This window comes from Paenibacillus tuaregi (assembly GCF_900086655.1).
Taxonomy (GTDB): domain Bacteria; phylum Bacillota; class Bacilli; order Paenibacillales; family Paenibacillaceae; genus Fontibacillus; species Fontibacillus tuaregi.
Window position 1 is genome coordinate 1033246 of sequence record NZ_LT575476.1, and the last position, 26453, is coordinate 1059698.

General features: G+C 49.8%; 24 protein-coding genes. 15 read left to right on the forward strand and 9 right to left on the reverse strand.

Annotation, left to right across the window (positions count from 1 at the left end; translation table 11 throughout):
• The first annotated feature begins 5 nt into the window (after positions 1-5).
• A complete protein-coding gene (locus BN6628_RS04705; protein WP_068614979.1) occupies positions 6-1004 on the forward strand; it encodes a PfkB family carbohydrate kinase in 999 nt (332 codons plus the stop codon).
• On the forward strand, positions 997-2937 hold the full coding sequence (locus BN6628_RS04710) for a sucrose-specific PTS transporter subunit IIBC (RefSeq protein ID WP_068614982.1): 1941 nt from the start codon (positions 997-999) through the stop codon (positions 2935-2937). The genes BN6628_RS04705 and BN6628_RS04710 overlap by 8 nt, the downstream gene beginning before the upstream one ends.
• Before the next feature lie 79 nt (positions 2938-3016).
• Here the strand turns inward: BN6628_RS04710 and BN6628_RS04715 are convergent, their stop codons facing one another.
• A complete protein-coding gene (locus tag BN6628_RS04715) occupies positions 3017-3940 on the reverse strand; it encodes an exonuclease domain-containing protein (RefSeq protein ID WP_068614986.1) in 924 nt (307 codons plus the stop codon).
• Between the two features lie 550 nt (positions 3941-4490).
• On the opposite strand from BN6628_RS04715, the gene BN6628_RS04725 reads away from it, so the two are divergent.
• Positions 4491-5441 carry a ring-cleaving dioxygenase gene (locus tag BN6628_RS04725; RefSeq protein WP_068614992.1) on the forward strand — a complete coding sequence of 317 codons (951 nt, stop codon included), beginning with the start codon at positions 4491-4493 and terminating at the stop codon, positions 5439-5441.
• Positions 5438-6046, forward strand: a complete 609-nt coding sequence (locus BN6628_RS04730; RefSeq protein WP_068614995.1) for an alpha/beta hydrolase — start codon at positions 5438-5440, stop codon at positions 6044-6046. The genes BN6628_RS04725 and BN6628_RS04730 overlap by 4 nt, the downstream gene beginning before the upstream one ends.
• Before the next feature lie 116 nt (positions 6047-6162).
• On the opposite strand, the gene BN6628_RS04735 is transcribed toward BN6628_RS04730, so the two are convergent.
• Both BN6628_RS04735 and BN6628_RS04740 read right to left on the reverse strand, forming a co-directional pair.
• Positions 6163-6954: an SDR family oxidoreductase gene (locus BN6628_RS04735; protein WP_068614999.1), complete on the reverse strand. Its 792-nt coding sequence runs from the start codon at positions 6952-6954 to the stop codon at positions 6163-6165.
• A 107-nt stretch (positions 6955-7061) separates the two neighbouring features.
• Positions 7062-8039 (reverse strand): aldo/keto reductase, encoded by a 978-nt coding sequence (locus BN6628_RS04740; RefSeq protein WP_068615003.1) that lies wholly within the window; start codon positions 8037-8039, stop codon positions 7062-7064.
• A gap of 170 nt (positions 8040-8209) precedes the next feature.
• On the opposite strand from BN6628_RS04740, the gene BN6628_RS04745 reads away from it, so the two are divergent.
• Positions 8210-9832, forward strand: a complete 1623-nt coding sequence (locus BN6628_RS04745; RefSeq protein WP_235847578.1) for an S-layer homology domain-containing protein — start codon at positions 8210-8212, stop codon at positions 9830-9832.
• A 30-nt stretch (positions 9833-9862) separates the two neighbouring features.
• Here BN6628_RS04745 and BN6628_RS04750 read toward each other — a convergent pair whose 3' ends face one another.
• Together BN6628_RS04750 and BN6628_RS04755 are read right to left on the reverse strand one after the other, a co-directional pair.
• Entirely contained in the window at positions 9863-10294 is a 432-nt protein-coding gene (locus BN6628_RS04750) for a threonine/serine exporter family protein (RefSeq protein ID WP_068615006.1), read from the reverse strand.
• Positions 10295-10315: 21 nt separating this feature from the next.
• A complete protein-coding gene (locus BN6628_RS04755; protein WP_082927079.1) occupies positions 10316-11008 on the reverse strand; it encodes a threonine/serine exporter family protein in 693 nt (230 codons plus the stop codon).
• A 327-nt stretch (positions 11009-11335) separates the two neighbouring features.
• Between BN6628_RS04755 and BN6628_RS04760 the strand changes: the two genes are divergently transcribed.
• The 5 genes from BN6628_RS04760 to cyoD all read left to right on the forward strand — a co-directional run bounded on the left by BN6628_RS04760 (position 11336) and on the right by cyoD (position 15737).
• Positions 11336-11596 (forward strand): hypothetical protein, encoded by a 261-nt coding sequence (locus BN6628_RS04760; RefSeq protein WP_068615010.1) that lies wholly within the window; start codon positions 11336-11338, stop codon positions 11594-11596.
• Positions 11597-11876: 280 nt separating this feature from the next.
• On the forward strand, positions 11877-12797 hold the full coding sequence (locus BN6628_RS04765; protein ID WP_082926794.1) for a ubiquinol oxidase subunit II: 921 nt from the start codon (positions 11877-11879) through the stop codon (positions 12795-12797).
• 24 nt (positions 12798-12821) lie between these two features.
• The gene (locus tag BN6628_RS04770; RefSeq protein WP_068615012.1) at positions 12822-14804 is read left to right on the forward strand and encodes a cbb3-type cytochrome c oxidase subunit I; all 1983 of its coding nucleotides are present in this window, start codon (positions 12822-12824) and stop codon (positions 14802-14804) included.
• On the forward strand, positions 14804-15409 hold the full coding sequence (gene cyoC / locus BN6628_RS04775; RefSeq protein WP_068615015.1) for a cytochrome o ubiquinol oxidase subunit III: 606 nt from the start codon (positions 14804-14806) through the stop codon (positions 15407-15409). Before BN6628_RS04770 ends, cyoC begins: the two co-directional genes overlap by 1 nt.
• 1 nt (position 15410) lies before the next feature.
• Positions 15411-15737, forward strand: coding sequence for a cytochrome o ubiquinol oxidase subunit IV (gene cyoD / locus BN6628_RS04780; protein WP_068615019.1), 327 nt, complete (start codon positions 15411-15413; stop codon positions 15735-15737).
• Positions 15738-15871: 134 nt separating this feature from the next.
• Here the strand turns inward: cyoD and BN6628_RS04785 are convergent, their stop codons facing one another.
• From BN6628_RS04785 to BN6628_RS04795, 3 genes are all read right to left on the reverse strand, one after another.
• Positions 15872-16540 carry a hypothetical protein gene (locus BN6628_RS04785; RefSeq protein ID WP_082926795.1) on the reverse strand — a complete coding sequence of 223 codons (669 nt, stop codon included), beginning with the start codon at positions 16538-16540 and terminating at the stop codon, positions 15872-15874.
• Positions 16541-16668: 128 nt separating this feature from the next.
• On the reverse strand, positions 16669-18741 hold the full coding sequence (locus BN6628_RS04790; RefSeq protein WP_068615023.1) for a class I SAM-dependent methyltransferase: 2073 nt from the start codon (positions 18739-18741) through the stop codon (positions 16669-16671).
• A 112-nt stretch (positions 18742-18853) separates the two neighbouring features.
• Positions 18854-19594 (reverse strand): peptidylprolyl isomerase, encoded by a 741-nt coding sequence (locus BN6628_RS04795; protein ID WP_082926796.1) that lies wholly within the window; start codon positions 19592-19594, stop codon positions 18854-18856.
• A gap of 240 nt (positions 19595-19834) precedes the next feature.
• Between BN6628_RS04795 and BN6628_RS04800 the strand changes: the two genes are divergently transcribed.
• The 5 genes from BN6628_RS04800 (at position 19835) to BN6628_RS04820 (ending at position 25620) form a co-directional block, all read left to right on the forward strand.
• Positions 19835-20908: a GGDEF domain-containing protein gene (locus tag BN6628_RS04800; protein WP_068615028.1), complete on the forward strand. Its 1074-nt coding sequence runs from the start codon at positions 19835-19837 to the stop codon at positions 20906-20908.
• Positions 20909-21020: 112 nt separating this feature from the next.
• Positions 21021-22397, forward strand: a complete 1377-nt coding sequence (locus tag BN6628_RS04805) for a spore germination protein (RefSeq protein ID WP_068615030.1) — start codon at positions 21021-21023, stop codon at positions 22395-22397.
• Positions 22390-23493: a GerAB/ArcD/ProY family transporter gene (locus BN6628_RS04810; RefSeq protein WP_068615034.1), complete on the forward strand. Its 1104-nt coding sequence runs from the start codon at positions 22390-22392 to the stop codon at positions 23491-23493. The genes BN6628_RS04805 and BN6628_RS04810 overlap by 8 nt, the downstream gene beginning before the upstream one ends.
• Complete coding sequence (locus BN6628_RS04815; protein ID WP_082926798.1) at positions 23490-24593, forward strand: Ger(x)C family spore germination protein; 1104 nt, start codon at positions 23490-23492, stop codon at positions 24591-24593. Before BN6628_RS04810 ends, BN6628_RS04815 begins: the two co-directional genes overlap by 4 nt.
• Positions 24594-24681: 88 nt before the next feature.
• Entirely contained in the window at positions 24682-25620 is a 939-nt protein-coding gene (locus BN6628_RS04820) for an aldo/keto reductase family protein (RefSeq protein WP_068615037.1), read from the forward strand.
• Positions 25621-25712: 92 nt separating this feature from the next.
• Here the strand turns inward: BN6628_RS04820 and BN6628_RS04825 are convergent, their stop codons facing one another.
• Positions 25713-26036 (reverse strand): hypothetical protein, encoded by a 324-nt coding sequence (locus tag BN6628_RS04825; RefSeq protein ID WP_068615041.1) that lies wholly within the window; start codon positions 26034-26036, stop codon positions 25713-25715.
• Positions 26037-26453: the final 417 nt, after the last annotated feature.

Genomic DNA, 26453 nt, shown 5'->3' on the forward strand with positions numbered 1-26453 from the left:
ACAGCGTGGGGAAGTTATACACAATCGGGGAAGTTCTAATTGATTTTATTCCACAGCAAAAAGGGTGCGCGCTTAAGGATGTCGTATCCTTCGAGCGGGCCGCTGGAGGAGCGCCGGCGAACGTGGCTGCTGCGGTTGCGAAATTTGGGGAAGAGGCGTCCATGATTACAAAGCTCGGAAATGATGCGTTCGGTGATTTCCTGCTGGAGCAGCTGCAGGCCGCTGGAGTCCAGACGGACCAGGTTTTGCGGACTTCACAAGCAAATACTGGGCTTGCCTTCGTCTCCCTTAAGGATAATGGAGAACGTGATTTCTCTTTTTACCGCAACCCGTCTTCCGATTTGCTCCTGACTGCGGATGAAGTGAACATGGAGCAATTTCAACAAGGGGATATTCTGCATTTCGGATCGGTAGATTTGGTGGACAGTCCAATGAAGCAAGCCCATATCAAGGCTATAGAAGCTGTTCAGCAGGCGGGCGGTCTGATCAGCTTTGATCCCAATGTGCGTCTGCCTTTATGGGACGACCCTGAAGCCTGCCGGCAGACGATCCTATCTTTTATTCCGCTGGCCCATCTCATCAAGATCTCGGAGGAAGAAATCGAATTTATTACCGGAATCCAGGATGAGGAGCAGGCCGTGGCTTCTTTATTTAAAGGAAATGTCCAAGCGGTGATCTATACCAAAGGTGCGCACGGGGCGGAGCTGCACCTGCCGGATCATCAATTTAACGCAAGCGGATATAAGGTTGAGGTTCAGGACACAACAGGAGCAGGAGATGCTTTTGTTGGAGGCTTCTTGTATCAACTGCTCGTTAGAAGAGCAGATCAGAGCTGCCTGAAGAACATCCTTCTTGCAGATCATAACGAGATTTTAAGATTTGCCAATGCAAGCGGAGCTTTGACGACCACCGGGAAAGGCGCGATTCCTGCGCTTCCGTCCAACCGGGATGTATTAAATTTCATAAATGGTGCAGCTAGAGAAAGGGGCGAGGAGAATGTCTGACAATCGGGATATAGCCAAAGAAGTCGTACAGGCCATAGGCGGGCAGGAGAATATAGCTTCTTTCGCACACTGTGCGACCCGTCTGCGCATTATGGTTCATGACAAGGAGAAGATCGATCAGAAGAAGATCGAGAATATTGACAAGGTTAAAGGGGCCTTCTTCAACTCCGGCCAGTATCAAATTATATTTGGGACGGGCACGGTCAACCGGATTTATGAGGAAGTAGAGAAGCTTGGCATTACAGGAACGTCCAAGGAGGATCTCAAAGGACAGGCGAAAAAGCAGGGAAACGCGTTCCAGCGTGCGATCCGGACCTTTGGCGACGTGTTTGTGCCAATCATTCCTGTGCTGGTGGCTACGGGTCTCTTTATGGGACTTCGCGGCTTGCTCACGCAGCCCCAGGTTCTTGCGTTATTCGGGGCTGTACCGGAGGACATTCCGGCTAACTTCCTGCTGTTCACGCAGATTCTTACGGATACGGCGTTTGCTTTTCTGCCTGCATTGATTGCTTGGTCGGCGTTCCGGGTGTTCGGAGGCAGTCCAATCCTGGGCATCGTGCTTGGGTTGATGCTGGTGAATCCAGCGCTCCCGAATGCATATAGTGTGGCGAACGGTTCAGCTGAAGCACTGACCATGTTCGGATTTATTCCAGTGGTCGGGTATCAAGGCTCTGTGTTGCCGGCCTTTTTCATGGGCATGCTGGGGGCCAAATTCGAGAAGTTTCTCAGAAAACGCATACCGGAAGCCCTAGATTTGATCCTGACCCCGTTCATCACCCTGCTCGTGATGATTACACTCGGTTTATTTGCGATCGGTCCGATCTTCCACTCTCTGGAGACGTGGGTGCTTCAAGGGACGACATTTGTGCTCCATCTGCCATTTGGAATCGCTGGCCTTGTAATCGGTTTCTTCAACCAGATCATTGTGGTTACAGGCGTCCATCATATATTTAACTTCCTGGAGATCCAACTCCTGCAGAAGTATGGCAACAATCCTTTTAATGCGATTGTAACCAGTGCTATGGCCGCACAAGGGGCAGCCTGTCTCGCAGTAGGACTCAAAACGAAGGATAAGAAGTTAAAAGCACTTGCGCTGCCGTCTTCTTTCTCCGCCTTTCTTGGAATTACGGAGCCCGCGATTTTTGGGGTTAATCTGCGCTTTATGAAGCCGTTCATTATGGGGTTGATCGGTGGGGCGATCGGCGGTTTTCTGGCCTCCCTCTTCGGCCTGGCTGCAACCGGCATGGCCGTTACAGTTATTCCGGGGACGCTGCTGTATTTGAATAATCAGCTTCCGCTGTACATTCTCTGCAACCTGGTTGCCATGGCAGTAGCTTTTGTCCTCACATGGATGTTCGGTTATAAAGACAAACTGCCGGAGATTGCCCCGGAAGCAGCTTCAAGCGGGAATTCAGAGTCTGGCAAGGCAGCCCCTGCTGACAAGGCGGCTCCGGTCACTCAACTGAAGGTGCTGGAGGTATCAGCCCCTATTACAGGAACAGTGGTTCCACTGGAGACGGTACCCGATCCCGCATTTGCCCAAAAGCACATGGGAGAAGGCATCGCCATTGAGCCTTCCGAAGGCAAAGCCGTTGCTCCTTTTGACGGTACGGTTGCGCTTGTTATGGATAAAAGCAAACATGCCATTATTCTGGAGCATGAGAGCGGTGTGCAGATCTTGATTCATATCGGAATCAATACGGTGTCCTTAAAAGGGAACGGCTTTACCACCCATGTCCAAACCGGGGATCAGGTAAAAGCCGGGCAGCTGCTTATTGAGTTCGATATCGAAGCCATCCGGGCTGCCGGGCTGCCGCTGATCACTCCGGTTCTTGTCCCTTCAGGGCTGGAACAGGTGGCCGAGGTTGCACCAAGCGCCGCTGGAGATGTGACTGCTAATGAGAAAAGCGTTATGAAAGTGCACCTTGCCTAATGCAGTGCACTAGGCAAAGAGGCCGTCCAAATGGACGGCCTCTCTTCTTGTTTAGATTTGGGATACGGGAAGGCATTATCTAGCCCAGCAGCGGCAGAAACTCTTCTTCCGGCAAAATCTTGACCTTCCGGCCGGAGGAGATCAGCTTTTCGGCTTTTCGAATCTTGCTGTTGCTCTTGATGCCGTCCTGGTGCTTTACATAATCCTTCGTGCCCACCACAAGATAGTGTGTAGTTGGCAGTACTTGGTCTGCGGGAAAACCACCTGCGTCGGCCACCCGCTGCATCGCTTCGCGGCGGGACAACGAGCCCAGGGTACCGGAGAAGACGACGTTCTTACGGAATAATACATGATTCTCGTCAAACTCCGTCACGGAAGGAGTGATCTGGCTAGCCCGGACACTTCCCCCGGTGCTGCGGGTGGATGCGAATGTAATATGTGTATAATCGGGCAGAATAGAGCCGATCCGGTATTCATACCGCTGCGCCAGATCTTGAGCAAGCATGGTGTCTCCGGTCTGAAGACACTTCATGAAGACAAGTGCGGCTGCCCTGGCATCCTCAAGCGCATCGTGATGACGGAACGCATCCAGACCGAGGTAGCTGCTTACGGAATTAAGCCGGTAGCTCGTGAGCCCCGGCCAGATTCTTTTGGCCAGCAGGTAGGAACAGACATATTGAAAGCCTTCGCTTGGAAGCTCGTTAGCTGTCATGCAGTGCTTAAGCACATTGATATCAAAGGCGGCATTATGGGCGACCACGATCTGGTTGTCCAATACTGGGCCGACCGTTTCCCACACCTCCTTAAAGGTTGGCGCATCCTGGACCATAGCTTCTGTAATTCCATGGACACGCACACAAAAAGGATCAAAGTCCGCAAGCGGATTCACCAAAGAGTAGAATTCATCCACAATCTGGCCCTCGCTCACAACAACAAGTCCAATGGCGCATACACTGCCGGGATTCATATTTGCGGTTTCAAAATCAAGAGAAACAAAATTCATAGATGAGTCACCACACTTTCAGTATCTCTATCTATTTTACAATAAACCGGTGTCGTATAGTTGAAATTAAGTTTTTTGTAAAATATAGTTACCGGTGGTTAAGTGCTGCACATAGAGCTTAAAGAAAAGTTGAAGATAAGATAAAGCAAAGGGACGCGGGCAGCGTCCCTTTGCTTCATCTGAAGGTTAATAGAATCGGTTCATGGAGTTAAGATGCAACCTCCAGAATCCCAAGTGTGGGTTCAAATTCTGGTTGGGTCTGGCCCGCACCGGATTGGAACTGTGCATTCTCTCTACAGCCAATGGCATCTCCAGGCCTGTTTAAGGGTTCCGTCTGCTTCTCTCCAAGCGGCCTGTGTACCAATCTTTCCATACTAGCAGAGATGATGTATGTCTCATTAACCGCTTTCATCGGAGTTCAAACTTCACTTTGAACAAGGGGCTTGACGTGGGAAGTAAACAGGTGTATATTTATCTTAAATTAAAGATATTCAAATTAAAGATAATTAAAATTGATTTCGAAAACAACAATAAAAGGAGTGTCCTAGCTATGACACAAAAAACCGCGGGTATTCACCACATCACCGCATTTGTTCGCAATCCACAGGATAATGTTGATTTTTACGCTGGCGTACTTGGGCTTAGACTGGTGAAACAAACGATAAATTTTGATGCGCCAGAAGTATATCACCTCTATTTCGGCAATCATATTGGCAGTCCAGGCACGGCGATCACGTTCTTCCCTTGGCCCGAATCCCGCTTAGGTAAAATTGGCGGGGGACAGGTGGGCACGATAACTTTTGCAGTGCCGGAAGGAACCCTTTCTTTCTGGGAGGAGCGGCTTAACCGTTTGGGAGTTGCTGTAACTAAGGCGGAAAGATTCTCGGAATCGTATCTGCAGTTCACAGATCATGACGGTCTTCAGCTTGAGCTTGTGGAGCGTGCGGAAGGGGCATTAAGCCAGTGGGGATTCGGCGGGGTTCCGGCCGACAAAGCGATCAAGGGATTCGGAGGCGCCCAGCTGCTAAGTACAGCACCGGCAGAGACCATGGCTCTTCTGCAGGATGTAATGGGGCTTGAACGAGTTGGAGAGGATAGCGGTATGGTCCGGTTCCGTGCTCAAGGGGATATTGGTAATCTCATTGACGTAAATGCCAGCCCGGTGGGCTGGGGAAGAGGCGGAAGCGGAACCGTCCATCACATCGCCTGGCGTGCAGCGGATGACCAGGATCACGCGAAATGGAGAGCCCACATTCTCGAAAATGGGTATAATCCGACACCAGTTAAGGACCGGCAGTATTTTAACGCGATTTATTTCCGGGAATCCGGTGGAATTCTATTTGAGATTGCTACAGATACACCAGGATTTGATAATGACGAGCCGGCGGAGTCGCTCGGTCAGAAGCTGATGCTGCCTAGCTGGTTTGAACCGCACCGGGCGGAGATTGAAGCGGGGCTGCTTCCGTTCAACGTCCGTGTATTGGAGGGGGATGCACAATGATTCATGTATTCAAAAAAGGTGTAAATTCCGCAGCGCCTGTGATTTTGCTTCTGCACGGGACAGGAGGAACGGAGCATGATCTTATTCCGCTGGCCGGGCTGATTGATCCCGGAGCTTCTTATCTTAGTGTAAGAGGCAACGTGCTGGAGAATGGCATGCCGCGTTTCTTCCGGAGACTCGCTGAAGGCGTGTTTGATGAGGAGGACTTGATCTTCCGCACACAGGAATTGAATGCTTTCCTGGACTCTGCTGCAGAGCAATATGGCTTTGACCGGCAGAACGTGATTGCTCTTGGTTACTCGAACGGGGCGAACATTGCGGGCAGTCTGCTATTCCATGAACCGGGCTCATTAAGAGGGGCCATTCTTCATCACCCCATGGTTCCCCGGAGAGGAATTCCAATTCCTGATCTTACAGATATCCCGGTCTTTATTGGAGCAGGTTCGAACGATATGATGTGTACTCCACAGGAAACGGAGGAATTAGCCTCCCTGCTTCAAGGAGCCAATGCTTCCGTTGAAGTTCACTGGGAACAAAGAGGGCATCAGCTTACACAGACAGAAGTCAACGCGGCGGCTGAATGGTATCACAAGCATTTTAAGTAATTCTCTCTTTAATCAGCCAACATTCATTAAATATGGAGAAGCCCTGACCTATTAGGTCAGGGCTTCTGTGTTTTATAACGCCCCCCACTGAAGGGGCGCCTTCATTCTTCGATGGCTTATCCGCGCAGCAAGGATTCGGCTCCGTCCACGTAAATCTCAGTCCCCGTCACATGGGAAGACTCGTCACTTGCCAGGAACAGCACCAGGTTGGCTACCTGGGCCGGAGAGCCGGGCTGATCTTCAAGCGGATGGCTGCCCTCTGGAAATTCCACCGGAATTTTGACCTTTTCCAGATCGTCTTTGGGATACGTATTCTCATTGATATTGGTGTCAATGGCCCCCGGACAGATCGCATTGACTCTGATTTTGTAGCGGGCCAGCTCCAAAGCGGCCATCTTCATGAAGGCAACCTGGGCTGCCTTGGTCGAGGCATAGGCTGAGAAGCCGATGCCGGAGAACACACGGTTCCCGTTAATGGAGCTGGTGATAATCACACTACCGCCATGATCTTTAAGGTAGGGAACTGAATATTTGACGGTTGCAAAGGTTCCCCGGAGGTTGATGTTCATCGTCTGATCCCAATCTTCAATGCCCATCGTCTCGATAGGAGCCATAACACCATTGATGCCGGCGTTGGCAAATACGATATCCAGCCTGCCGGACTGCTCGCTGACACGCTTGAATCCTTCCTCAATCATGCCGGGCTTGGATATATCACATTCCACTACGTATGCCCGGCCTCCGGATTGTTCAATCTTTGCCTTGGTCTTCGCGGCATTCTCGGGAGTGCGGTCGAATAGATAAACCTCTGCTCCATGTTCGGCAAAGCGAATCGCGGCCGCTTCCCCGATTCCTGATCCTCCTCCCGTGACGACGGCTATCTTTCCTTTCAGGCGTTGTTCTGGCATGCTCGGGTATCCTCCTTAAACTGGCTTGTATTTTATACAATTCAGTAGTTAAATACCCTGGCACCTGGACCTGAATCAGCTGGTCTTAGCCCAGCCGCGTTTCTGGTTTACGGCAGAGCCACGCCGCGAGAGGTGACATACAACTTATACCATTCCTCGCGGGTCATTTGTCTGGACTGGGCTTCCGCATCCCGGCAGGCCTGTATCCGCTCTGGATTGGCCGTCCCGATAACCGGCTGAATCATAGCTGGGTGGCGCATGAGCCAGCCGAGCACGATCGCTTCGGCTGTGGTGCCCTTCTCTTGGGCCAACTGCTGCACAAGCGCCGCTGTGTTCTTAATGTTCTCGGGCTGATCATCCAGAGACCGGCCTGAGAATTTACCCTGAGCCAGAGGCCCCCACGATTGAATCTGTACGCGGTTGAACTGACAGTATTCAAGCAGCCCCTCGGCAAAGTTAACGGCGGTTCCGGCCTTCTGATTAATATGTACACCCTGATCCACGAAGTCGAGCCGCTCCAGGCTGAGCTCCAGTTGGTTAACCACAAGAGGCTCTGGCAGTGCCTTCTCCAGGAATCGGATTTGAGCGGCGCTCATATTGGAAACCCCGAAATACCGGACTTTGCCGGAAGATTTCAATTTGCCAAACGCCTCGGCTACTTCCTCTGGCTCCATGAGCGGATCTGGACGGTGAAGCAGCAGGATATCCAGATAGTCAGTCCCGAGTCTCTGCAGAATGCCATTGACGGACTCCAGAATGTGTTCCTTAGAGAAGTCGTAGCGCCCCGGAATGTCGCCCTCGGCAAAACGGATTCCGCATTTCGATTGAAGCACGATCTGTTCCCGGAGGCCGGGTCTGGCTTTCAGCAGCTTCCCAAAAGTCTCTTCGGCTTTGCCGCGGGTATAGATGTTCGCATGATCAAACATGGATATTCCAATGGACAGCGCAGCGTCCACAGCTCTTTCAGCCTGCAGGACGTGGTCTTCTCTAACAGGTTCTTCATTCCAGCCTCCGCCGAACGGCATGCAGCCTAGGATAAGGCGGCTGGTAGAGATTCCTCTTTGTTCAAGTGGCATGATTTTCATAGGTTTACCTCCTCGGATGCGATTTCATACTCTCTAACCATACATCTTGGAGACACCGCTTTCAAGAAAGGGGTTATTTAATTTCTACCATTATTTGCGCATCGATAGATCTAGGGTTTTCTGATAGTATGGCGGCGAGGTTTAATCAGTGTTCTGGAAGAGGTGGCAGTGTGAGACAGGGGAAGGCCGGATGGATATTGGTCATTACAGCTATGGTGTGTGTGGGCAGCTTAGGGGTATCAGACGTGTGGAACAGGGCATCTGCGGAGGCGGTTAATCTGCCTTTTACCGACATTGACCATGCTTATGGAAGAAATGAGATTGCTAGTCTTTACAAGGATAATATTATGTTGGGAACTTCGCCAACCCTGTTCTCGCCGGACAGGCCGATTACACGGGCAGAGAGCCTGACGGTTCTTGCCCGCCTGCTTAAGCTTGAGCCCGTCCAAGGTGCGATACCCGCGTTTACGGATGTGCCAAAGGGCAGGTGGTATTACAGTACCGTCCAGGCTGCCGTCAATATCGGGATTACCGAGGGCACGGGTTCAGGCACGTTTGCGCCTGAGCAGCCGCTGACCCGCCAGGAAGCTGCGGTATGGCTGGTCCGGTCGCTGAAGATGACAGCCTCTGCAGCGGACGGGGCCAATGTTTTCATAGATAGCGATGAAATTGCCCCGTGGGCGGCACCCTCCGTGGCGGCCGCACAGAAGCTGGGGCTGATGCAGGGGGATCAGGGTAAGTTTCGGCCCAATGATTCCATTACCCGGGAGGAGACCGCGGTTCTGATGGCCCGGGTGCTTCAGAACAAGAACTGGGCTGACGAGATCAGCCGCGCGCCTGCGGCAGGTATCCAGCTGGGGTGGCAGTATGGGCAGACCAATGCCCAGTATGAACAGAGCGTGCTGAATTCGCCGGTTAACGTCATGTCGCCTCGATGGCTGTTCCTGGAGGATAACAGTGTGGTTAGTTCATACGTGGACCGTACCATGGTTACTTGGGCAGATCAGCATAACAGGAAGGTGTGGGCGATGCTGGGCAACGGCTTTGATGCGGATGCCACCCACACAGTCCTGGCTGATTCCGACAAAACGGCTTCGGTCGTCCAGCAGCTTGGGGACCTCGTGAAGAAATATGGGCTCGGCGGAATCAACATGGATTTCGAGAATATTTATCCTGCGGATAAGGCCGGTCTTACCCTGTTTATCCAAAAGCTTGCTGCCCGGCTTCATACAGAGAAGGCGGTGCTGTCCGTGTGCGTTTCGCCGGACCTTGGCACAGACTGGACCGAAGCTTTTGATTATACGGCCATTGGCCAGTATGCGGATTATGTCGTGCTGATGGGATATGATGAACACTGGGATGGGGACCCGATCCCTGGATCGGTGTCTTCGCTGCCCTGGGTGAGAAGCGGGCTGGATAAGCTGCTTGGCCGTGTGCCGGCAGCTAAGGTTATTGTTGCCCTGCCTTTGTACACCCGGGATTGGGCGCTTCAGACAGACGGCACGGCGGCCTCGTCAGCAGATATCTCCCTGCCTGAGCAAAATAAACGGGTCAACACCTACAAGCTGAAGCCGGCATGGGACAGCACATTGCAGCAATATGCCGCTTCGTATAAGACCGGTTCCGTACGGCACCGGATCTGGATGGAAGACGGCCGCTCCCTGACAAGGAAATATCTATTGGGAGCAAGCCGTCATATCGGCGGTTTTGCTTATTGGTATGTGGGCGGGGAGAGTGGAGACGTGTGGCCTGCCCTTCGCAATGCGTCCAGATTCTCGGGATACTCTTTTTAGAATAACCAAACCTGGAATAACTTAAGTCCGCTACCTGCCCTGTCTGGCTCTTCTCAACATTTGGTTAAGAACTTCGGACAGGATCAGGCCCATGGCAATGGCTCCAGAGATGAGGAAGACCTTGGCGGCCAGCTGGACAGCGGCATTATAATCGTTCTCCATAAACTTTCGCATGGCGTCATAAGAGAGGCCTCCAGGAACCAATGGGATAATTCCGGCCACGCTGAAGATAATCACAGGCATCTTGTATATTTTCGCAAATATCAGACTTAGAATTCCCACAAAGGCACTGGCGGACAGGGAGGCCACAACGGGGCCAAAGTCCTCCAGAAGAAGATAGATAACCCAGCTGAGCATGCCGACCAGCCCGCACTGAAGAAGGGCCCGCTTCGGGACATTGAACAGAATGGTGAATGCGGAAGATGCGATGAAGCTGACAATCAGTTGAGCAACCAAGATCATGATGGAAATACCTCTTTCATCCTAGAAAAATAAAAACACAACCGCAATACCGGTTCCGATCGCAAACGCGGTCAGAAAGGCTTCTGCTCCGCGGGCTAGCCCGGATACCAGATGTCCGGCCATTAAATCCCGTACCGCATTCGTAATGAGAAGACCGGGGACAAGAGGCATCACTGAACCGATGATGATCTTGTCCAGGGACGATCCGATGCCTGCCCGCACGAGCATCAGCGAGACTAAACCGATCAGGAAGGAAGCGAACAGCTCGGAGAAGAACTTGACCCGTACCAGCTGTTGAAAATAAATGACGGCCGAATAGCCGATGCCTCCGCTGATCAGGGAAGGCAGGAAATCGTCCCAGCCTCCCTTGAACATAATCATGAAGCAGGCGCTGGCAATGGAAGCCGCCGTAATCAGCAGCCAGGTCGGAAAGGCGTGAGCGGCCTTGTCGATATCCATCAGAGCTTCTCTGGCCCCCTCAAGATCAATGTCGCCAGCGCTGAGCTGGCGCGAGATCAGGTTCACGGCGGTAACCTTCTGCAGATCAGTGGTGCGTTCTGAAATTCCGATCAGCTTGGAGGAAGCCTCGCTGTCAGACTGGAACATGATTCCTGTCGGTGTGATATAGCTGTGTGGACGGGGCCTTCCCAGGCTGTTTGCAATCCGCGCCATCGTATCTTCAACCCGGTAGGTTTCAGCTCCGCTTTGCAGCATAATTTTTCCTGCCAGGAGACACAAATCTGTAACAGCTTCTGCGCTTATATTGTGATTCGGCTCTGAAGCAGCCGGGTTCTGTTCCAATGTAATCTACTCCTCTTGACATCTAATTCAGGCTTAACCGACCACATTATACCATGAGGGGCACGGTGAAGATATGTTTCGCTTCATGGGGAAGGGGTAAGTGAATGATAAGTTAACACAAGTTCAAAATGTGACGGAATTATAAAAATAATTTGAACAAATTATGAACATTTTTCGTTTTTTGTGGTATACTTAATACATCAAGTAACCCCTTTCAACATTTAACCAGGAGTGATGAATATGTCAGCCAAAGTATATCCTTTCAGCAAAGTTCAGCAAATGAAAGATGATGGCTACACCGTTGCCTTCTATATGACTGTAATATCCTGGGCGCTTCTTATATTTGGCGTTGTCCTTTGCCTTTTTAATCTGAGCGAATTCAATGACCGCAACCTTGCTCTTATGGGCGGACTCGGCAGCATGATCGCCAGTGTGTTTGTGTATACCATTGGGACCTCCATTTATTTGGTTCAATCGAACTCCAATAAAGAGAGCCGTTGAATATCGTAATGGTGTGTTGAAACAAAATTGTAAAAACCCTTTAGGACATGTCTTAAAGGGTTTTTTTGCGTCCATATTAATAGTTGTGAACACTTCGTGAAAATAATCCCGATTTGTGCAAATCAATTTATGACGATTTGGTTAAAACGTGACAAATCTCACATGCAATCTGCTAAACTGAAACAGCTTTGGTGTGTATGGGTATTAATATTAATAAAGTGCAGTTTGAATTTGCGGAAATCCGCCTTCAGACTGTACCTGATGAAGAGGTGATGGGAATATGAAAAGCAAGCGGTCCGGCTGGAAACTGCTCACGATTTTGGTCCTCAGTTATGCGCTGATCATCGCGGTATCCGTTGCCCTCGGATGGGATAAGTTCATCGTGCTTGATCCGAAAGGACCTGTTGCTGAAGTTCAGCAGAAGCTGATCATTCTAACAGGACTCATATGTATGGCTATCGTGATTCCAGTCATTGTGCTCATGGTGTACATCGTATGGAAATACCGGGATACGCCGGATAACGATGCTCCTTACCAGCCGAATTGGAACGACAGTAAACTGCTCGAGACTATTTGGTGGGGGATTCCAATTGTGATTATTATTGTCTTGGGATACTTCACCGCACGGGACACGTACAAGCTGGCGAAGCCTCCGGTAACGGATGCGAATCCGATTACGATTCAGGTTACTTCGCTGGACTGGAAATGGCTGTTCCAATATCCGGGACAGAAGATTGCTACTGTGAACTACGTGCAGATCCCTGCAGGCGTTCCAGTACGTTTCCAACTGACATCTGATGCGCCGATGAACTCCTTCTGGATTCCGCAGCTTGGCGGTCAGGAATACTCGATGCCGGGAATGGCGATGCAGCTCTGGCTTCAAGCCGATAAGCCTGGCAAGTACTTTGGCTCTGGTGCGAACTTTACAGGACGGGACTTCGCGCATATGCAGTTCGAGGTTGAATCCAAACCGCAAGCCGAGTTCAACGACTGGGTGAAAGAGGTTCAAGCTTCCTCACCTGCTTTGACCAAGGAAGGGTACGCCCAACTGGCCAAACCAGGAACAGCGAAGCAGGAATTCTTCGGTTCCTATCCGGAGGATTTGTATAAGGAAATTGTATTTAAAAACGGTGGAATGTATATGAACCATGGCATGGACAGTACCGAAACCGGCAGTTACAACGGAACATCAAAACCATAATGTTAGGCGAAAGAGGGTTACGTAATGTGGGAAAATATTAAAGAGTTCGCCTCCACTTTTTTCGTCACCGGTGATCCGCTGATTTATGGTGCGGATGTTGCCATCGTATTGACGAGTATCGCTATCGTCTTTGTTCTGACGTATTTCAAAAAGTGGAAGTGGCTTTGGACGGAATGGATTACAACCGTCGATCACAAAAAAATCGGTATCATGTATCTCATTGCATCACTGCTGATGCTGTTCCGCGGTGGTGTCGATGCGCTGCTGATGCGGACACAGCTTGCTCTGCCGAACATGAAGTTCCTTCAGGCAGATCACTATAACGCTGTATTTACGACACACGGTACGATCATGATCCTCTTCATGGCGATGCCGCTGATGTTTGCCTTATTTAATCTGGTTGTACCTTTGCAGCTGGGGGCAAGGGACGTGGCCTATCCGTTCCTGAACTCTATGAGCTTCTGGCTGTTCCTGATGGGGGCTATGCTGTTCAACTTGTCTTTCGTTATCGGGGGTTCTCCTGATGCGGGCTGGCTCAGTTATCCGCCTCTGTCTGAATTGTCGCACAGTCCGGGTGTAGGACAGAACTTCTATATATGGGGGATTCAGATCTCGGGTATCGGTTCCCTGGCGACGGGGATCAACTTCCTGGTAACCATCCTTAAGATGCGTGCGCCAGGCATGAAGATGATGAAGATGCCTCTGTTCTCCTGGTCCGTACTTTCCAGTTCGATCATGATTATTTTCGCGTTTCCAATCTTGACCGTTACTCTGGCACTGCTCTTCCTGGACCGTTTCCTTGGAGCGCACTTCTTCACAATGGATATGGGCGGCAACCCGATGATGTATGTCAACCTGATCTGGATGTGGGGGCACCCTGAGGTATACATTGTGGTTATTCCGGCATTCGGGATATTCTCCGAGGTTGTGGCCACCTTCTCGAAGAAGAAGATTTTCGGTTACAAATCAATGGTATTCTCCATGATGCTTATCAGTATTGTATCGTTCTTCACTTGGGTCCATCACTTCTTCACGATGGGATCGAGTGCGAACGTTAACGTATTCTTTGCGATATCTACGATGGTCATTGGTATCCCGACAGGGGTTAAGATATTCAACTGGCTGTTCACGATGTTCCGGGGACGGATTACGATTTCCCAGCCGATGCTGTGGACCCTCGGCTTCATTCCTTGTTTCGTGGTTGGTGGAGCCACCGGGGTCATGCTGGCCGTTGCGCCAGCGGATTACCAGTACCACAACAGTTACTTCCTGATCGCGCACTTCCACCAAGTATTGATCGGGGGCGTTGTGTTCGGTTACCTGGCTGGGATGTACTACTGGTGGCCGAAGGTGTTCGGCTTCAAACTTAATGACCGCCTGGGCAAATGGGCGTTCTGGCTCTGGAACATCGGTTTCTATGTATGTTTCATGCCACAGTATGCACTCGGTTTCATGGGTATGACCCGCCGTCTGTACACTTACGGTTCCGATACAGGCTGGGATCTGGGTTGGGCACCGCTGAACATGGTGTCCACAGTCGGGGCCTTCCTGATGGGTCTCGGGTTTATCTTCCAAGTATGGCAGATCAGCTACAGCATCAAGAATGGCGAGCGGGATCTCACTGGAGATCCGTGGGGTGGACGTACACTCGAGTGGTCCATTCCGTCACCTGCGCCAATGTATAACTTTGCGGTAGAACCACATGTAACTACGGACGATGCATGGTGGAAAGTGAAAGAAGACAGGGAGAAAGGCATCAAGCCTGCACCTGTCAAGCTTGAACCGATCCACATGCCGAAGAACTCGGCTATTCCGTTCATCATGTCAGTCTGCTGGTTTGTTGCCGGCTTCGGCTTTGTATTTGACTGGATGTGGATGGCTATCCCAGGTCTGGTCGGGGTGGGAATCTGCTTGCTCGCACGTTCCTTCTCTTATGACACGGACTACTACATTCCGGTAGATGAAATTGAGCGCACTGAGGCAGCTCTAAGAGGGAGGACCGTCTAATGGCACACGCGGTAGCAGAGCATTCCCACGCGCATGAAGCCCATGAGAGTCATGAATCCCTGAAGGTGCTTGGCTTCTGGATCTTCATCGTTACAGATATTCTGATTTTTGGTACTCTATTTGCTTGTTACGCCGTACTGCATACGCACACGAACGGCGGCCCTGGCGCCAAAGAATTGTTCGAAATGCCAGGAGTTATTGCAGAAACATTCATCCTGCTCACAAGCAGCTTTACGAGCGGTCTCGCGATGCTTGCTATGCATAAGGGCAAGGTGAAGCAGCTGATTTCCTGGCTTGCCGTAACAGCTATTCTTGGTGCTGTCTTTATCGGGCTGGAATTGAAAGAGTTCATTCTGCTCGTAGAAGAAGGGCACAAAATTTCCAGTAATGCGTTCCTGTCTTCCTTTTATACCTTGGTAGGAACGCACGGACTTCACGTATCCATCGGTTTGGTCTGGATGATTGCCCTGATGATTCAGCTTGCACGCCGGGGTGTCACAGAAGTGACGAAACGCAAAGTAACCAATTTAAGCTTGTATTGGCACTTTCTTGACGTCATCTGGATCTTTGTCTTCACCGTCGTATATCTAATGGGGGTGATGTAAGATGAGTCAGCATCAAACCGGACATGAACATGCCGAGGGCCACGGCTCTCTGAAGTCTTATGTGTTAGGTTTTATCTTCTCCATCGTTCTGACGATCATTCCGCTTGTGATTGTAATGAACGGTCTGCTCAATAAGACACAGACCGTAATTACGATCATGATCATGGCGATCCTGCAATTGATTGTGCAGCTCTTCTTCTTCATGCATATCCGTGAAGGAGAGAAACCAAGATGGAATGTCATGACACTGATCGTAGGTGTTATTATTGTGTTCACAGTGGTGGCCGGGTCCATCTGGATCATGTCCTTCAACTCCACGGTGCAATAAGAGGCCGGATCAGTCGCAGCATGAATAGTTGATTCCGGGAAAGACAGGCAAGGAAGTTGCCTGAAGGCTGCCGGATGTTATAAAAGGGCTGTTCTAAGCAGAATTGATCTGCTTAGAACAGCCCTTTTTGCAGCTTATTTCAATTGCTCGGCGCCAATCATCGTGCCTGTGTCTGTAATCACCTTGAGCTTGATATTGGAAATAACCCAGCGATCCCGCTCATTCTCGGTCAGCTTCTGCACCGTAATTTGGGCTTTGCCCTTATCAATGTTCTCCTCCATAACGACTAGTGGATATTCGAAAGTAAACTGCACCTTATCCTTGGAGAGCTGAACGGGAGCAGGGAGCTGAACTTTGCCCATATGCGGACTGGACCCCCCAGTCACCCAGTAGTTGGTATTGAAATCCTTGAGCGTTTGTTTCCTAAGTGCCGGGGATAGGACTGCATATTGAAGGGAACCATTGCGGTTCTGTATGCCTTTGATCCAGGTGTTTACTGCCTCTTCAGGGGTTGTCGCCTCCAAAGCGCTCTCGAACTGGCTGACCTGGTGGGCAAGATCTGTAGCCTTCGGCAGTGTGATCCGGATATTGTTCTTATCCGCTGTCACCTGCCCTTTGAACTCGTCAACAATCTTGCGCAAGGGCACCATAGTGGTTCCGTTTTCCACTTTTAATTTCAAATAATCAGCCGTATAGGGCATGTCGTTGATAAACAGATTCAATCCTGATTTGGCCCATGCTGTTGCTGAAATTACTGCTGTTGCTACTATACATGCTGCTCCTGCTGCTACCCATTTTTTCATAAATTGCACGCCTCCATAAACTTGTATGATTCCGAAACTTATTGTAATAAATTTCCTGGTATATGGAGTGTCAGTACAGTTACCTTGCGGTAACAATTTAGAAGGAAAATATGAGCTTGTTTTACAAATTATTTACTTTTCTCAATCACAATGAGACATGTGCTGTCTGGCAGAGAGGCTGGCTGGCCATGTTCATCTATAAATAAGATCCGGCCTTGCAGAGCCTCGGTGTAGCCTTCTTGAAGAAAGTGGCGGCTTTCTATGATGCGGGCACGACTTCCCAGAGTGCAGCGGATGAAGTCGGCATAGGCGCTAGGAGTAAAATATCCGAATTGCTCCTGGACCTCATGGACATAGGCCTCTTCCCCCCATGTATAGGTATACAGGAACTCCATAGCGTCATTGACTGGCATAAGGACTTCCCTGTCACCGATAAGCTCGAACCGGATCTGGCGTCCGCGGAAATCTTTCTGGTATCTCTGCAGCCATTCCAGCCCATCCACTTCGAGGAAACGGATACGCCGCATAAGCTCCAGCGGCTCGGTCATGATGCCGTCCCGGATAATGATTCTTCCCCCAAGGGGCAGAACCTCAAAAGCGCTTTGAAGTGCTGCGGCAATAGTGGCGTGGTTGAACCTGCGACCTTCATATTCAATATAGGAGTACAGTTCATGAAGGATGGAGGAGAAGATTATAGAGTCCACCTGTCCGGGTTCCACATAGCCAGATAAGTTCAGGGCATCCCCCTTCATCACCTGCCAGGTGTGTCCCTCCAGTTCCTTCTTCCGCTCAAGGACTTCAATCACATTGGTGGAGATGTCAATCCCTACCGCTTGAACCTGGGGCAGCTCCTGCTCAATCAGGTCGAGCATAACGCCGCCGCCCGGTCCGATATCAAGCACACGGTCTCCGGTAATATAATCTAGGATGACCTTCTTGTAGTCCGAGGTCTGATTCATGTCCGACAAATATTCTTCTTCATTATGAAACCGATCATAAGCGTCGCGTCTCAAATCGAACAGGTCGAACAGCATAAGCACCGCTTTCTCGTAAAGAGGTGACTTCTCAGCCTCAATGCAGAACTCGATCAGTTTCTCTGCTGCAGCCGAGAACACAAAATTGAAGAATATTGTATCCGGGAGATCCTGGAGCGGATTTACCGTATGGGTCAGGTGCGGACTCTCTGGCATTCTGCCATCTAGGACCATTTCCCAGGTTAGGCCGGACAAATATTTTTCGATAATTCGTTGTTTGTAAACATTAACTTTCTTGATGCCTTTGTAGTCATAATACATATGGTTCATCAGGCGCTCAAAGCTGATATGACGAATAGGTTCAGGCTGGGCATTGGCACAGTGAACGGACAGAACTAGAATCTTGAGAAAGTCGTCCAGCGAGAATTCCTGAGTGGCGGATTCCACATACCATAAAGTCTGGTGTCTAAGCGGGGCAAGCAGCTTCTCAAGGTCCACCTGCTGCATAGCTAGTGCAAGCTCATTATCAAATCGTTCGCCCTTCTGTACCTGGAGCGAGCGCAGCTTGCGCAGCCTGTCTTGAAGCGGACTCTCGGGAAGCTGGGATGACGCCGCGATTTGGTTGATCAGATCGAGCACTTCCTGCTGGACCGAGGTCCATAAGTCAAAGCTCACACCGGCAATAATGCACTGATTGAGAGCAGCCAGCAGGCGGGTTAGTTCCCCTGGTGTAAGAAGTCCTCTATGAATTAAATCCTGCAAAGGCTGATTCTCCTCAGCAGGTACTTCTCCCCGGATCTGTTGACCTATCAGCCCGTGTGTGGCGATTAAGGTATGAATGATATGTTCACGGTCACCGGATTCCTTATGATGCTTAAGATAAAGTTGGGCTGAGCCGATATTATGTACAAACAGGTTAATTCCTTGCCTCTGCCAGTCTCTTCGCTGACGGAGGGTTCCGCCTTTCGCAACCTCGGACCAGACGAGGACTTCTTCCACAACTTCTTTAATCCAGAAGGAGAGAGGGAGGCTGTCCAGAATAAGCAGGGTTCTCTCCACATAATCAAGAACAGGATTGGCATCTTTAAGTTCTTGCAGGGAGTCAATGCGTTCCAAATTAATGACGGTCTGTTCAGCGGATACGATATAGCCCATCCAGACGGGCAAATCTGATATATCCCCACCACCTTGACGGTAACGGGTTAAGCTTGAAAGTGAAGCCAGCATGAATAATCCTCCTCGGGGGCAGATTCTACTCCCCATCATAAACGATATATAGACGGATAAGTAAGAGAAAAAAAGGCAGGTGGGATCTCACGAATCCCGCCTGCCTGCACCTTTATTTAATGGTTTCTGGTTCTTTGTAGTCGACTCCGAAGGTATCAACGGTCACTTTCTTCATGATCTGCTTCGTTTTAGGAGCGTCGTTGGCATCCCGCGGCTGATTCACGATAGAGTCTACGACGTCCATGCCTTCAGTCACCTTGCCAAAGGAAGCGTATAGGCCATCCAGGCTTGGATACTCCTTGGCAACCATAATAAAGAACTGAGAACCTGCACTATCGGGTGCTTTCGTTCTGGCCATGGATAGAACTCCGCGGGTATGCTTCAGATCATTCTGGAATCCATTCTCACTGAATTCACCTTTAATGCTGTATCCGGGACCGCCTTCACCAGTCCCTTGCGGGTCACCACCTTGAATCATAAAATCGGGGATGACGCGGTGGAAGTTGGTGCCGTCATAGAAGCCCTTTTTGATGAGGGAAATAAAGTTGTTGACTGTATTGGGGGCGACTTTAGGATAGAGCTCGGCCTTGATGATCTTGCCGTCCTCCATCTCAATGGTAACAACAGGATTCTTGCTGCCTTTATTGGCAATCTTATCGGCCAGCGATTCTGTCGCTGCATCCTGGCCATTACCTGATGGAGCTTGCGATCCGGTACTCTCCGATGGAGCTGCTGGCGTATCCGGTGTTTTGGCATTTTCGGCGCCTTTCTTCGCTCCGCAGGCGGAGAGGACGAAGATGAGCATCAACATCATGATGATGAGGAGCGGCCGGGTTTTGATGGCTTTTAACATAGTTAATAAATCTCCTTTATGATAGTGTCTCAGAGTCTATTATAGCTCTTTGTACAACTGAGAGAAACCTTGGCTCAGGACTGGACATTCGTTCCTGAAGAGTTTCTTCTTCATAGTTGTATATGATATCCTATAAAGATTAGGTTCATTCTTATGGGGTTGATAGAATATCCTACCTGTTTAATATATACTGACATTTCATCATGCATCCTGCGGGATGAACATCTTGTGAGGGATCCTATGTTTGAGAAACTGATTAATAACTTTACACTGCTTACCTCCTTCTTGTTCTTTGGGAATATGGCCAGGAGCCGGTATCTGAAAGGGAAGGTGAGCCGGGCGGTCGATTACTTCGTCAGCGGTATTGTTCTTGGATTATTTGGGCTGCTGTTAATGCAGTTCACCTTTTCTGTAAACAAGCTGGTTATAGCTGACTTTCGGCAGATTGCCATAATCGTGTCCGTGTACCTGGGCGGGGCTGTGTCCGGATTCTGGACCACGCTGATCATTGCAGGATACCGTTTGTATTTCCTGCACGGGATAAGCTCAGCCTCCGTTCTGGCAGCGCTAAATGCTGTGCTGACCTACGTAATTGCGGCCTCGCTGCTCCCGCGCAAGAACAATCATTTATCCAAGTGGGCTATGGTGGTGGGGCTTTCTCTGGTCTCTACGATGGCGATTTTCTATGTAACTCTTCAGGAGAATGTGTTGAGGATTGTACTGCCTTACAGTCTCGTCTTCGGAATGGCGGGGCTGTTCACCTACTATCTGCTCCGATATTTGAGAAGATCCGATGATCTGCTTGATATGATGCGGGAAGCGGCGCACAGGGATTTTCTTACGGGGCTGTATAATTCACGTGCCTTCCAGACTTTCTTTGAATCCAAAGTTGTGACAAGCAGGGCAGCCTCGGAGGTCTTCTCGCTGCTTGTGGTCGACATCGACCACTTCAAACGGGTGAATGATACCTATGGTCACGTGGCGGGTGACGCTGTCCTCCAGCAGCTGGCCCATGTGCTGAGGGATACGTTTGGCCCAGAGGATCACATCGCCCGCAAGGGTGGGGAAGAGTTCGTTGTGATCGTGGACCACTGCGGCCGGGATAGAATCAAGCCTGCTGCGGAGAGGCTGCGCAGAAATGTGGAGAGGCATGTGTTTGCCCTGCCAGGAGGAGGCACTCTCAGGATTACCGTCTCGGTAGGGGCGGCAGTGTTTCCGGATATAGACGCTCACGAGCTGTTTGAAAAAGCGGATCAGGCGCTGTATGCCGCCAAGGAATCGGGGAGAAACCGGGTTTGCTTAATAAGCGCATAGGAAGAGGGGCATGCCCGAAGGGCTGCTCCTTTTTTGCATGTTTTTATGCTTTTTGTGCCAAAATAGGGAAACCACGAGCGGGTGGGAATCCCAGGACAAGGAGCGATAGTCCATGCCAAGCAGCAGGAAGAAGCCAGACAGCCTCCTCGAGAGTCTTAGTGAGAAGCTGTCCAAAAGTTCAGACTTGGAACAACGCAGCTTGTGCACCGCCGAGCATCAGGTTAAGCTGATCTATTTGAAGAGCGTGTGTGATTCCGCTACTTTAAACCGTTTTATTCTCACCCCCTTTTTCGAGACAGAAAGCGAGCAGTCTTATGAGAACTATATTGCTTCTTTTCCCGGAACAACATCAAGCGAGGATATCAAGGAAATTCTGGACTATATCCTGCAGGGGCGTGTGGGAATTGTTTTTAATAGCGGCAAAATATATTTGTTCGAAGCCGTCCGTGTGGAGGCTGGACCAGTTCAGGATGCCCAGACGGAGGTTATTGTACAGGGGCCTTCAGATTCATTCAACGAGAGCCTGGAAGTGAATATGAATCTGATCCGCAGACGCTATCAATCTCATGATTTGAAGGCAGAGACAACCACTGTCGGCAATAAGTCCAAAACCAGTGTGGCGATTATGTATGATCAGACCCGGATTGATCCGGATGTGTTAGCCGAAGTGAAGAGACGCCTGGAGGGAATCTCTATCGACATTCTTCAGGCCTCGGCTGAACTGGACAAATATTTGTCCGCCAACAAGTTCCGCTTGTTCCCCACGACGATTGTGACGGAGAGGCCTGACCGGGCTGTCTTCAATATTTCGGAAGGGAAAATTGTCCTGCTCGTAGATACGGCCGGGTATGCCGTGATACTCCCGGCGATCTTTAACGACTTCTTTACAGCAATGGATGATAAGCTCCAAGTGCTTCCGGTTGGCTGGTTCCTCAAAACCATAAGATATATCGGTCTGATGATGACCGTAACGCTGCCAGCCTTTTATGTGGCTTTCACTTCATTTAATACCGAGGTGTGGAAGGTGCAGATTGCGCTGTTGGTATCAGGGAGCCGGGCTACCGTGCCGTATCCGTCGTTTATGGAAGTTATTCTCATGCTGCTGATGATGGAGTTTCTGACCGAGGCAAGCTTACGTCTGCCCAAGGCTATCGGGCCAACCGCAACAACGGTAGGCGGTCTGATTCTGGGAACGGCTGCGACCGAGGCGGGGCTGGTCAGTAATATTATGATCATTCTCGTCTCCGCTGTAGCGATATCCAACTTTGTCATTCCCCTAAATATGATGGGCTTTACGATCCGGGTCCTCAAGTATGGATTTATCTTCCTGGGTACAATTTACGGTCTTCTTGGGGTTGTCCTAGGCATGGTGGGTGTTGTGATGTATTTAACAGGGCTCCGCAGCTTCGGAAAGCCTTATTTCAGAATGTTTTCCGTCGATAGAGCCAAGGTGAGCAGCTCTTCCAAGGGGGAGAGAACGGATGGTTAAATCGAAGTATTTCTACTATTTGTTCCTGATCAATGCCTTGATTAATATCATTAATTTTGTCCCAAGGGGGTTGATCTCCCACCGGTTCAGCGGGGCAATGATGAGCGTTCTGATCGCCGTACTCATTGGCACCCTGTTTATTTATTTATTCGTGAAAGGAATGAGCAAATTCCCTCAGAAGGGATTGCCTGAAATCCTGAATGAGAATTATCCGAGGATCATCTCAAGCTTGATGCTATTGGGACATGTTGTGCTTTGGTACACCGCAGGCCTGATCACCCTGTTATCTTTCGTGGATGTCTCACTCCGGTATATCAGCTCAGACGTTCCCTCCTACATCATTATGATCGGCTTCCTGGTTGTGGTCTGTTTGTCCATCCGATTAACCTCAGAATCCATCATGTATGCTCTGGAGGTTCTGATTGTACTTAACATTCCGCTGATCATCTACTTCCTGCTGAAAGGCCTTTTGAATCCGTATTTCAGCTGGGATGCGGTCATGCAGATTGTGACCTACTCATGGACGATGCCTTCTTACGAGTCTATAGCCCAGGCCACTTTTATTTTCTCGGGTTATATTAATCTGGCCTTGTTCAACCGTGTTTTCAAAAATCTAAAGGTTAGACACTTCTGGCTCATTGGCGTAATGGGATTTCTAATCCTGCTTATATCCTTCCTGGTTCCGATCGGTTATCAGGGAACAGTAGGAATTGAAAGGCATGTGTATCCTTGGTTTACGACCGCCGATGCTCTAAGGACCAAGACCTTTATCGTTGAGCGTGTTCTGTTTATGTTTTATTTTACTTATTTGACGCTCTCACTGGTCAGCACCATTGTTCACTGGCACGTGGCGCTTGAATTTACCAAAGGCATTTTTGTTTCAAAAAAACAGCGTACCTCCCCGAAACGGAGCATCGAATGGTGGATTATTATTCCGTTTTCCATATTGGCCTTGTTGGGCCTGAAAATGGGACAGTTTACACTGGATCATCTGGGGCTTATGTATCTTGATGTTCGTTTTGTTGGTGAAATGTTTATGATCTTAAGTGTCTACTTTACCTACTGGTTAAAGAGGAGGAGGAGGAGGAAAACATGAAGAAAGCAGCTTGTATGATACTCGCTCTTATTCTGTTTCTCCCTCTGCAAGGCTGCAGGTTTAAAGATATTGACCTGAAGCTGTTTGTTATGGCGATAGGTTTAGACGTCTCTGATGATCATCCAGATAAAATCAAAGTAACCCTTAAGATTGCCATCCCCCAAGGTGATCCGAAGAAAGCGGATGAGAAAGTCCAGATCCTAACCCAGGAATCGGATACCATCGCAGAGGCTGTTCGGGAGATGAAGTCGAGAGTAGATAAGGAGCTTGATTTCGGGCACTGCAAGGCCATGATATTTGGGGAGAAATATGCAAAGACCAGCCTGCGCGATTCATTGGATTGGGCGATGCGCAGGAGGGATATTCAGATGATGATGTACTGTGCTGTGGGCAAGCCCTCAGCGAAGGAAGTGCTTGGGGTTCAGCCGGCCTCGGAACGGATACCCGTTAATTCCTTGCTCCTGGCACTCAGCAGAGATGGAACCGAGTCCCCATTCATCGTGCCTATTTTTTTCTATAATCTTCATAGACGGTTTAATGAGACCGGTCTAGACCCGCTTCTTCCGGTAATTGAAGCCAAAAGTGAGCAGGAATTCGAGATCAGTACCGCCTATCTGTTCAACAAACAGAAGATCGTATATCTAATGAATCCGGAGGAGACAAGATTCTATAACCTGCTGACCACCAAAAATTTACTTACAAATTTTAATGTCAATTACAACGGATCTCGCTATGCCTATAATGTGGAACACTCCAAAGCAAGCTACAAAATTAAAACGCCCAAAGACGGAGAGCCTTATATCGAGTATAAAATCAAGCTGGTTGCAGAATTGGAAGAGAACAAGACAGAGAGCATCGTCTCCGAGCAGTTTCTTAGGGATCTGGGTGCTGCGGCCGAAGCTGATCTAAATCAGAAGATTCAAAAGGCGTTGGAGAAGGTGCACAAGAGCGGAAGTGATCCCTATGGCTGGGGACTGCGCTATGCGGCTACCCACTGGAACAACCGTACTGAATTTAAGGAATGGGCAGATATGAGCGAACGGCTGAAGTTTAAGGTGAACAGTAAAGTCTTGGTCAAATATACAGGAATGATCCGCTAGCTGCGGGTCATTTTGTTTTTGACCAGGACATAGGTACAATAATAGGAGACTTATCCAACAATTAAGCAATTTGAAGGAGGCTTCTGGCATGCAATATCGGAGACTTGGAGGCAGCGGGCTCAAGGTTAGTGAGATCAGCTTGGGCAGCTGGCTGACTTATGGCGGTTATGTCGAGCGAGAGAAGGCTGTACAATCTATCCGTACGGCTTATGATCAAGGTGTTAATTTCTTCGATACGGCCAATGTGTATGAGCGAGGGGCAGCGGAAGAGCTGCTTGGCCAGACTCTGAGGGATTATCCGCGTGAGTCGTATGTGCTTGCAACCAAAGTATTTGGCAAAATGGGCGATGGCCCTAATGATCAGGGCTTATCCCGCAAACATATCACCGAACAATGCCATGCCAGCCTGAAGCGGCTGGGGGCTGATTATGTAGATATCTACTACTGCCACCGGTATCATCCCGAGACCCCGCTGGAGGAGACGCTGCGGGCGCTGGATGACCTGGTACGCCAGGGCAAAGTACTGTATGTTGGTGTCAGCCAGTGGACTGCGGCACAGATGGAGGCCGCCCTTGGCGTCGCAGACCGCTACCTGCTTGACCGGATTGTAGTGAACCAGCCGCTTTACAACATGTTCGAACGCGGTATCGAACAGGAGATTATTCCGCTGGGTGAACGCAAAGGGATTGGGCAGGTTGTCTATTCCCCGCTCGCTCAAGGCGTGCTTACCGGGAAATACACAAGTAGCGGAGAGATCCCGGAGAACAGCCGGGCGGCGAGGCTGGGCTGGGACAGCACTCGCCTGGCCGAGGACCGGATTGCCAAGGTGAACCTGCTGGCCGGCGTTGCGTCTGAGCTGGGGATTTCCCTCACCCAGCTGGCGCTGGCCTGGATTCTGCGCCAGCCGAATGTGGCCAGCGCTCTGGTAGGGGCCAGCAAGCCGGAACAAGTGGGTGAGAATGTGAAGGCTTCGGGCATCGTTCTGCCGGGCGAGGCACTGGAACGGATTGAAGAGATCCTAGGCTAATTTATAGCAGCGAAGAAATAACGCCCGCAGCTCCTGTTTTTGAGAACTGCGGGCGTTATTTAATTCTGCGTGAGATTTTGGGAATTTAAAGATTACTCATCCTCTCCGCCATCATATCCGTTAATCAGGTCGGTTCCGTGCATAATAATCTCTGACGGGGATGCCGGGTCCACCGGAGTATTCTCCTGGATGGCATCAGCGTCAGGCACATCCTCAAGCGGTGCGTCCTCTGATGCATCCACTAGGTCGCCTGATCCCTCTTCGGAATACGCACTTTTGCTCTGTGTGATTCTTGTATCATGCGGAAGCAGATCATCAGCTGGAATATCATTTTCAGGTTCATGGCTTGCCAGAATTTTATACTGCTCATACTCCTGATCGCCCCGGTTATCGTAACTTCTTGAATTGTGTTCCATAACTCTCGTCCTCCCTATAACAGCTGTTTACATGGAGCTTACCCAAAACCCTTATCTTCCAAACGAAGCAAAGGGTGGGAAGTGCTGGGGGACGCATTATATGCATCAGACTATTCAAGGAGAGCTTCATAATTTATTGCATATTTTCTTTTATAGTCATCCAGAAGTGTCGGAGGACAAGAACATAGTCACTTGTAGGACAAGAACTTGGTCCGTTTGCTGAAATCCCTTTCTTTTCTTTATTGTGTTATTTGGGCAATCAATTTTAGGTACACCTATCGCTTTTTCTTCACTGTACATTGATATTTGAATTGTTTGTTTTGTTTCCTTAATATACTTAAATGAAAAGTTGATTTTTGGTATTGATGCTAAATCACTAACTACATTCCTTCTTATTTTATTTTCAGTACCACCTTC

What these genes read in the sequence shown, in the direction of transcription:
- BN6628_RS04710 (WP_068614982.1), top strand. Translation starts at nt 997, where the DNA reads ATGTCTGACAATCGGGATATAGCCAAAGAAGTCGTACAGGCCATAGGC.
- BN6628_RS04715 (WP_068614986.1), bottom strand. Translation starts at nt 3,940, where the DNA reads ATGAATTTTGTTTCTCTTGATTTTGAAACCGCAAATATGAATCCCGGC.
- BN6628_RS04725 (WP_068614992.1), top strand. Translation starts at nt 4,491, where the DNA reads ATGACACAAAAAACCGCGGGTATTCACCACATCACCGCATTTGTTCGC.
- BN6628_RS04730 (WP_068614995.1), top strand. Translation starts at nt 5,438, where the DNA reads ATGATTCATGTATTCAAAAAAGGTGTAAATTCCGCAGCGCCTGTGATT.
- BN6628_RS04735 (WP_068614999.1), bottom strand. Translation starts at nt 6,954, where the DNA reads ATGCCAGAACAACGCCTGAAAGGAAAGATAGCCGTCGTCACGGGAGGA.
- BN6628_RS04740 (WP_068615003.1), bottom strand. Translation starts at nt 8,039, where the DNA reads ATGAAAATCATGCCACTTGAACAAAGAGGAATCTCTACCAGCCGCCTT.
- BN6628_RS04750 (WP_068615006.1), bottom strand. Translation starts at nt 10,294, where the DNA reads ATGATCTTGGTTGCTCAACTGATTGTCAGCTTCATCGCATCTTCCGCA.
- BN6628_RS04755 (WP_082927079.1), bottom strand. Translation starts at nt 11,008, where the DNA reads ATGCTGCAAAGCGGAGCTGAAACCTACCGGGTTGAAGATACGATGGCG.
- BN6628_RS04760 (WP_068615010.1), top strand. Translation starts at nt 11,336, where the DNA reads ATGTCAGCCAAAGTATATCCTTTCAGCAAAGTTCAGCAAATGAAAGAT.
- BN6628_RS04765 (WP_082926794.1), top strand. Translation starts at nt 11,877, where the DNA reads ATGAAAAGCAAGCGGTCCGGCTGGAAACTGCTCACGATTTTGGTCCTC.
- BN6628_RS04770 (WP_068615012.1), top strand. Translation starts at nt 12,822, where the DNA reads ATGTGGGAAAATATTAAAGAGTTCGCCTCCACTTTTTTCGTCACCGGT.
- cyoC (WP_068615015.1), top strand. Translation starts at nt 14,804, where the DNA reads ATGGCACACGCGGTAGCAGAGCATTCCCACGCGCATGAAGCCCATGAG.
- cyoD (WP_068615019.1), top strand. Translation starts at nt 15,411, where the DNA reads ATGAGTCAGCATCAAACCGGACATGAACATGCCGAGGGCCACGGCTCT.
- BN6628_RS04785 (WP_082926795.1), bottom strand. Translation starts at nt 16,540, where the DNA reads ATGAAAAAATGGGTAGCAGCAGGAGCAGCATGTATAGTAGCAACAGCA.
- BN6628_RS04790 (WP_068615023.1), bottom strand. Translation starts at nt 18,741, where the DNA reads ATGCTGGCTTCACTTTCAAGCTTAACCCGTTACCGTCAAGGTGGTGGG.
- BN6628_RS04795 (WP_082926796.1), bottom strand. Translation starts at nt 19,594, where the DNA reads ATGTTAAAAGCCATCAAAACCCGGCCGCTCCTCATCATCATGATGTTG.
- BN6628_RS04800 (WP_068615028.1), top strand. Translation starts at nt 19,835, where the DNA reads ATGTTTGAGAAACTGATTAATAACTTTACACTGCTTACCTCCTTCTTG.
- BN6628_RS04805 (WP_068615030.1), top strand. Translation starts at nt 21,021, where the DNA reads ATGCCAAGCAGCAGGAAGAAGCCAGACAGCCTCCTCGAGAGTCTTAGT.
- BN6628_RS04810 (WP_068615034.1), top strand. Translation starts at nt 22,390, where the DNA reads ATGGTTAAATCGAAGTATTTCTACTATTTGTTCCTGATCAATGCCTTG.
- BN6628_RS04815 (WP_082926798.1), top strand. Translation starts at nt 23,490, where the DNA reads ATGAAGAAAGCAGCTTGTATGATACTCGCTCTTATTCTGTTTCTCCCT.
- BN6628_RS04820 (WP_068615037.1), top strand. Translation starts at nt 24,682, where the DNA reads ATGCAATATCGGAGACTTGGAGGCAGCGGGCTCAAGGTTAGTGAGATC.
- BN6628_RS04825 (WP_068615041.1), bottom strand. Translation starts at nt 26,036, where the DNA reads ATGGAACACAATTCAAGAAGTTACGATAACCGGGGCGATCAGGAGTAT.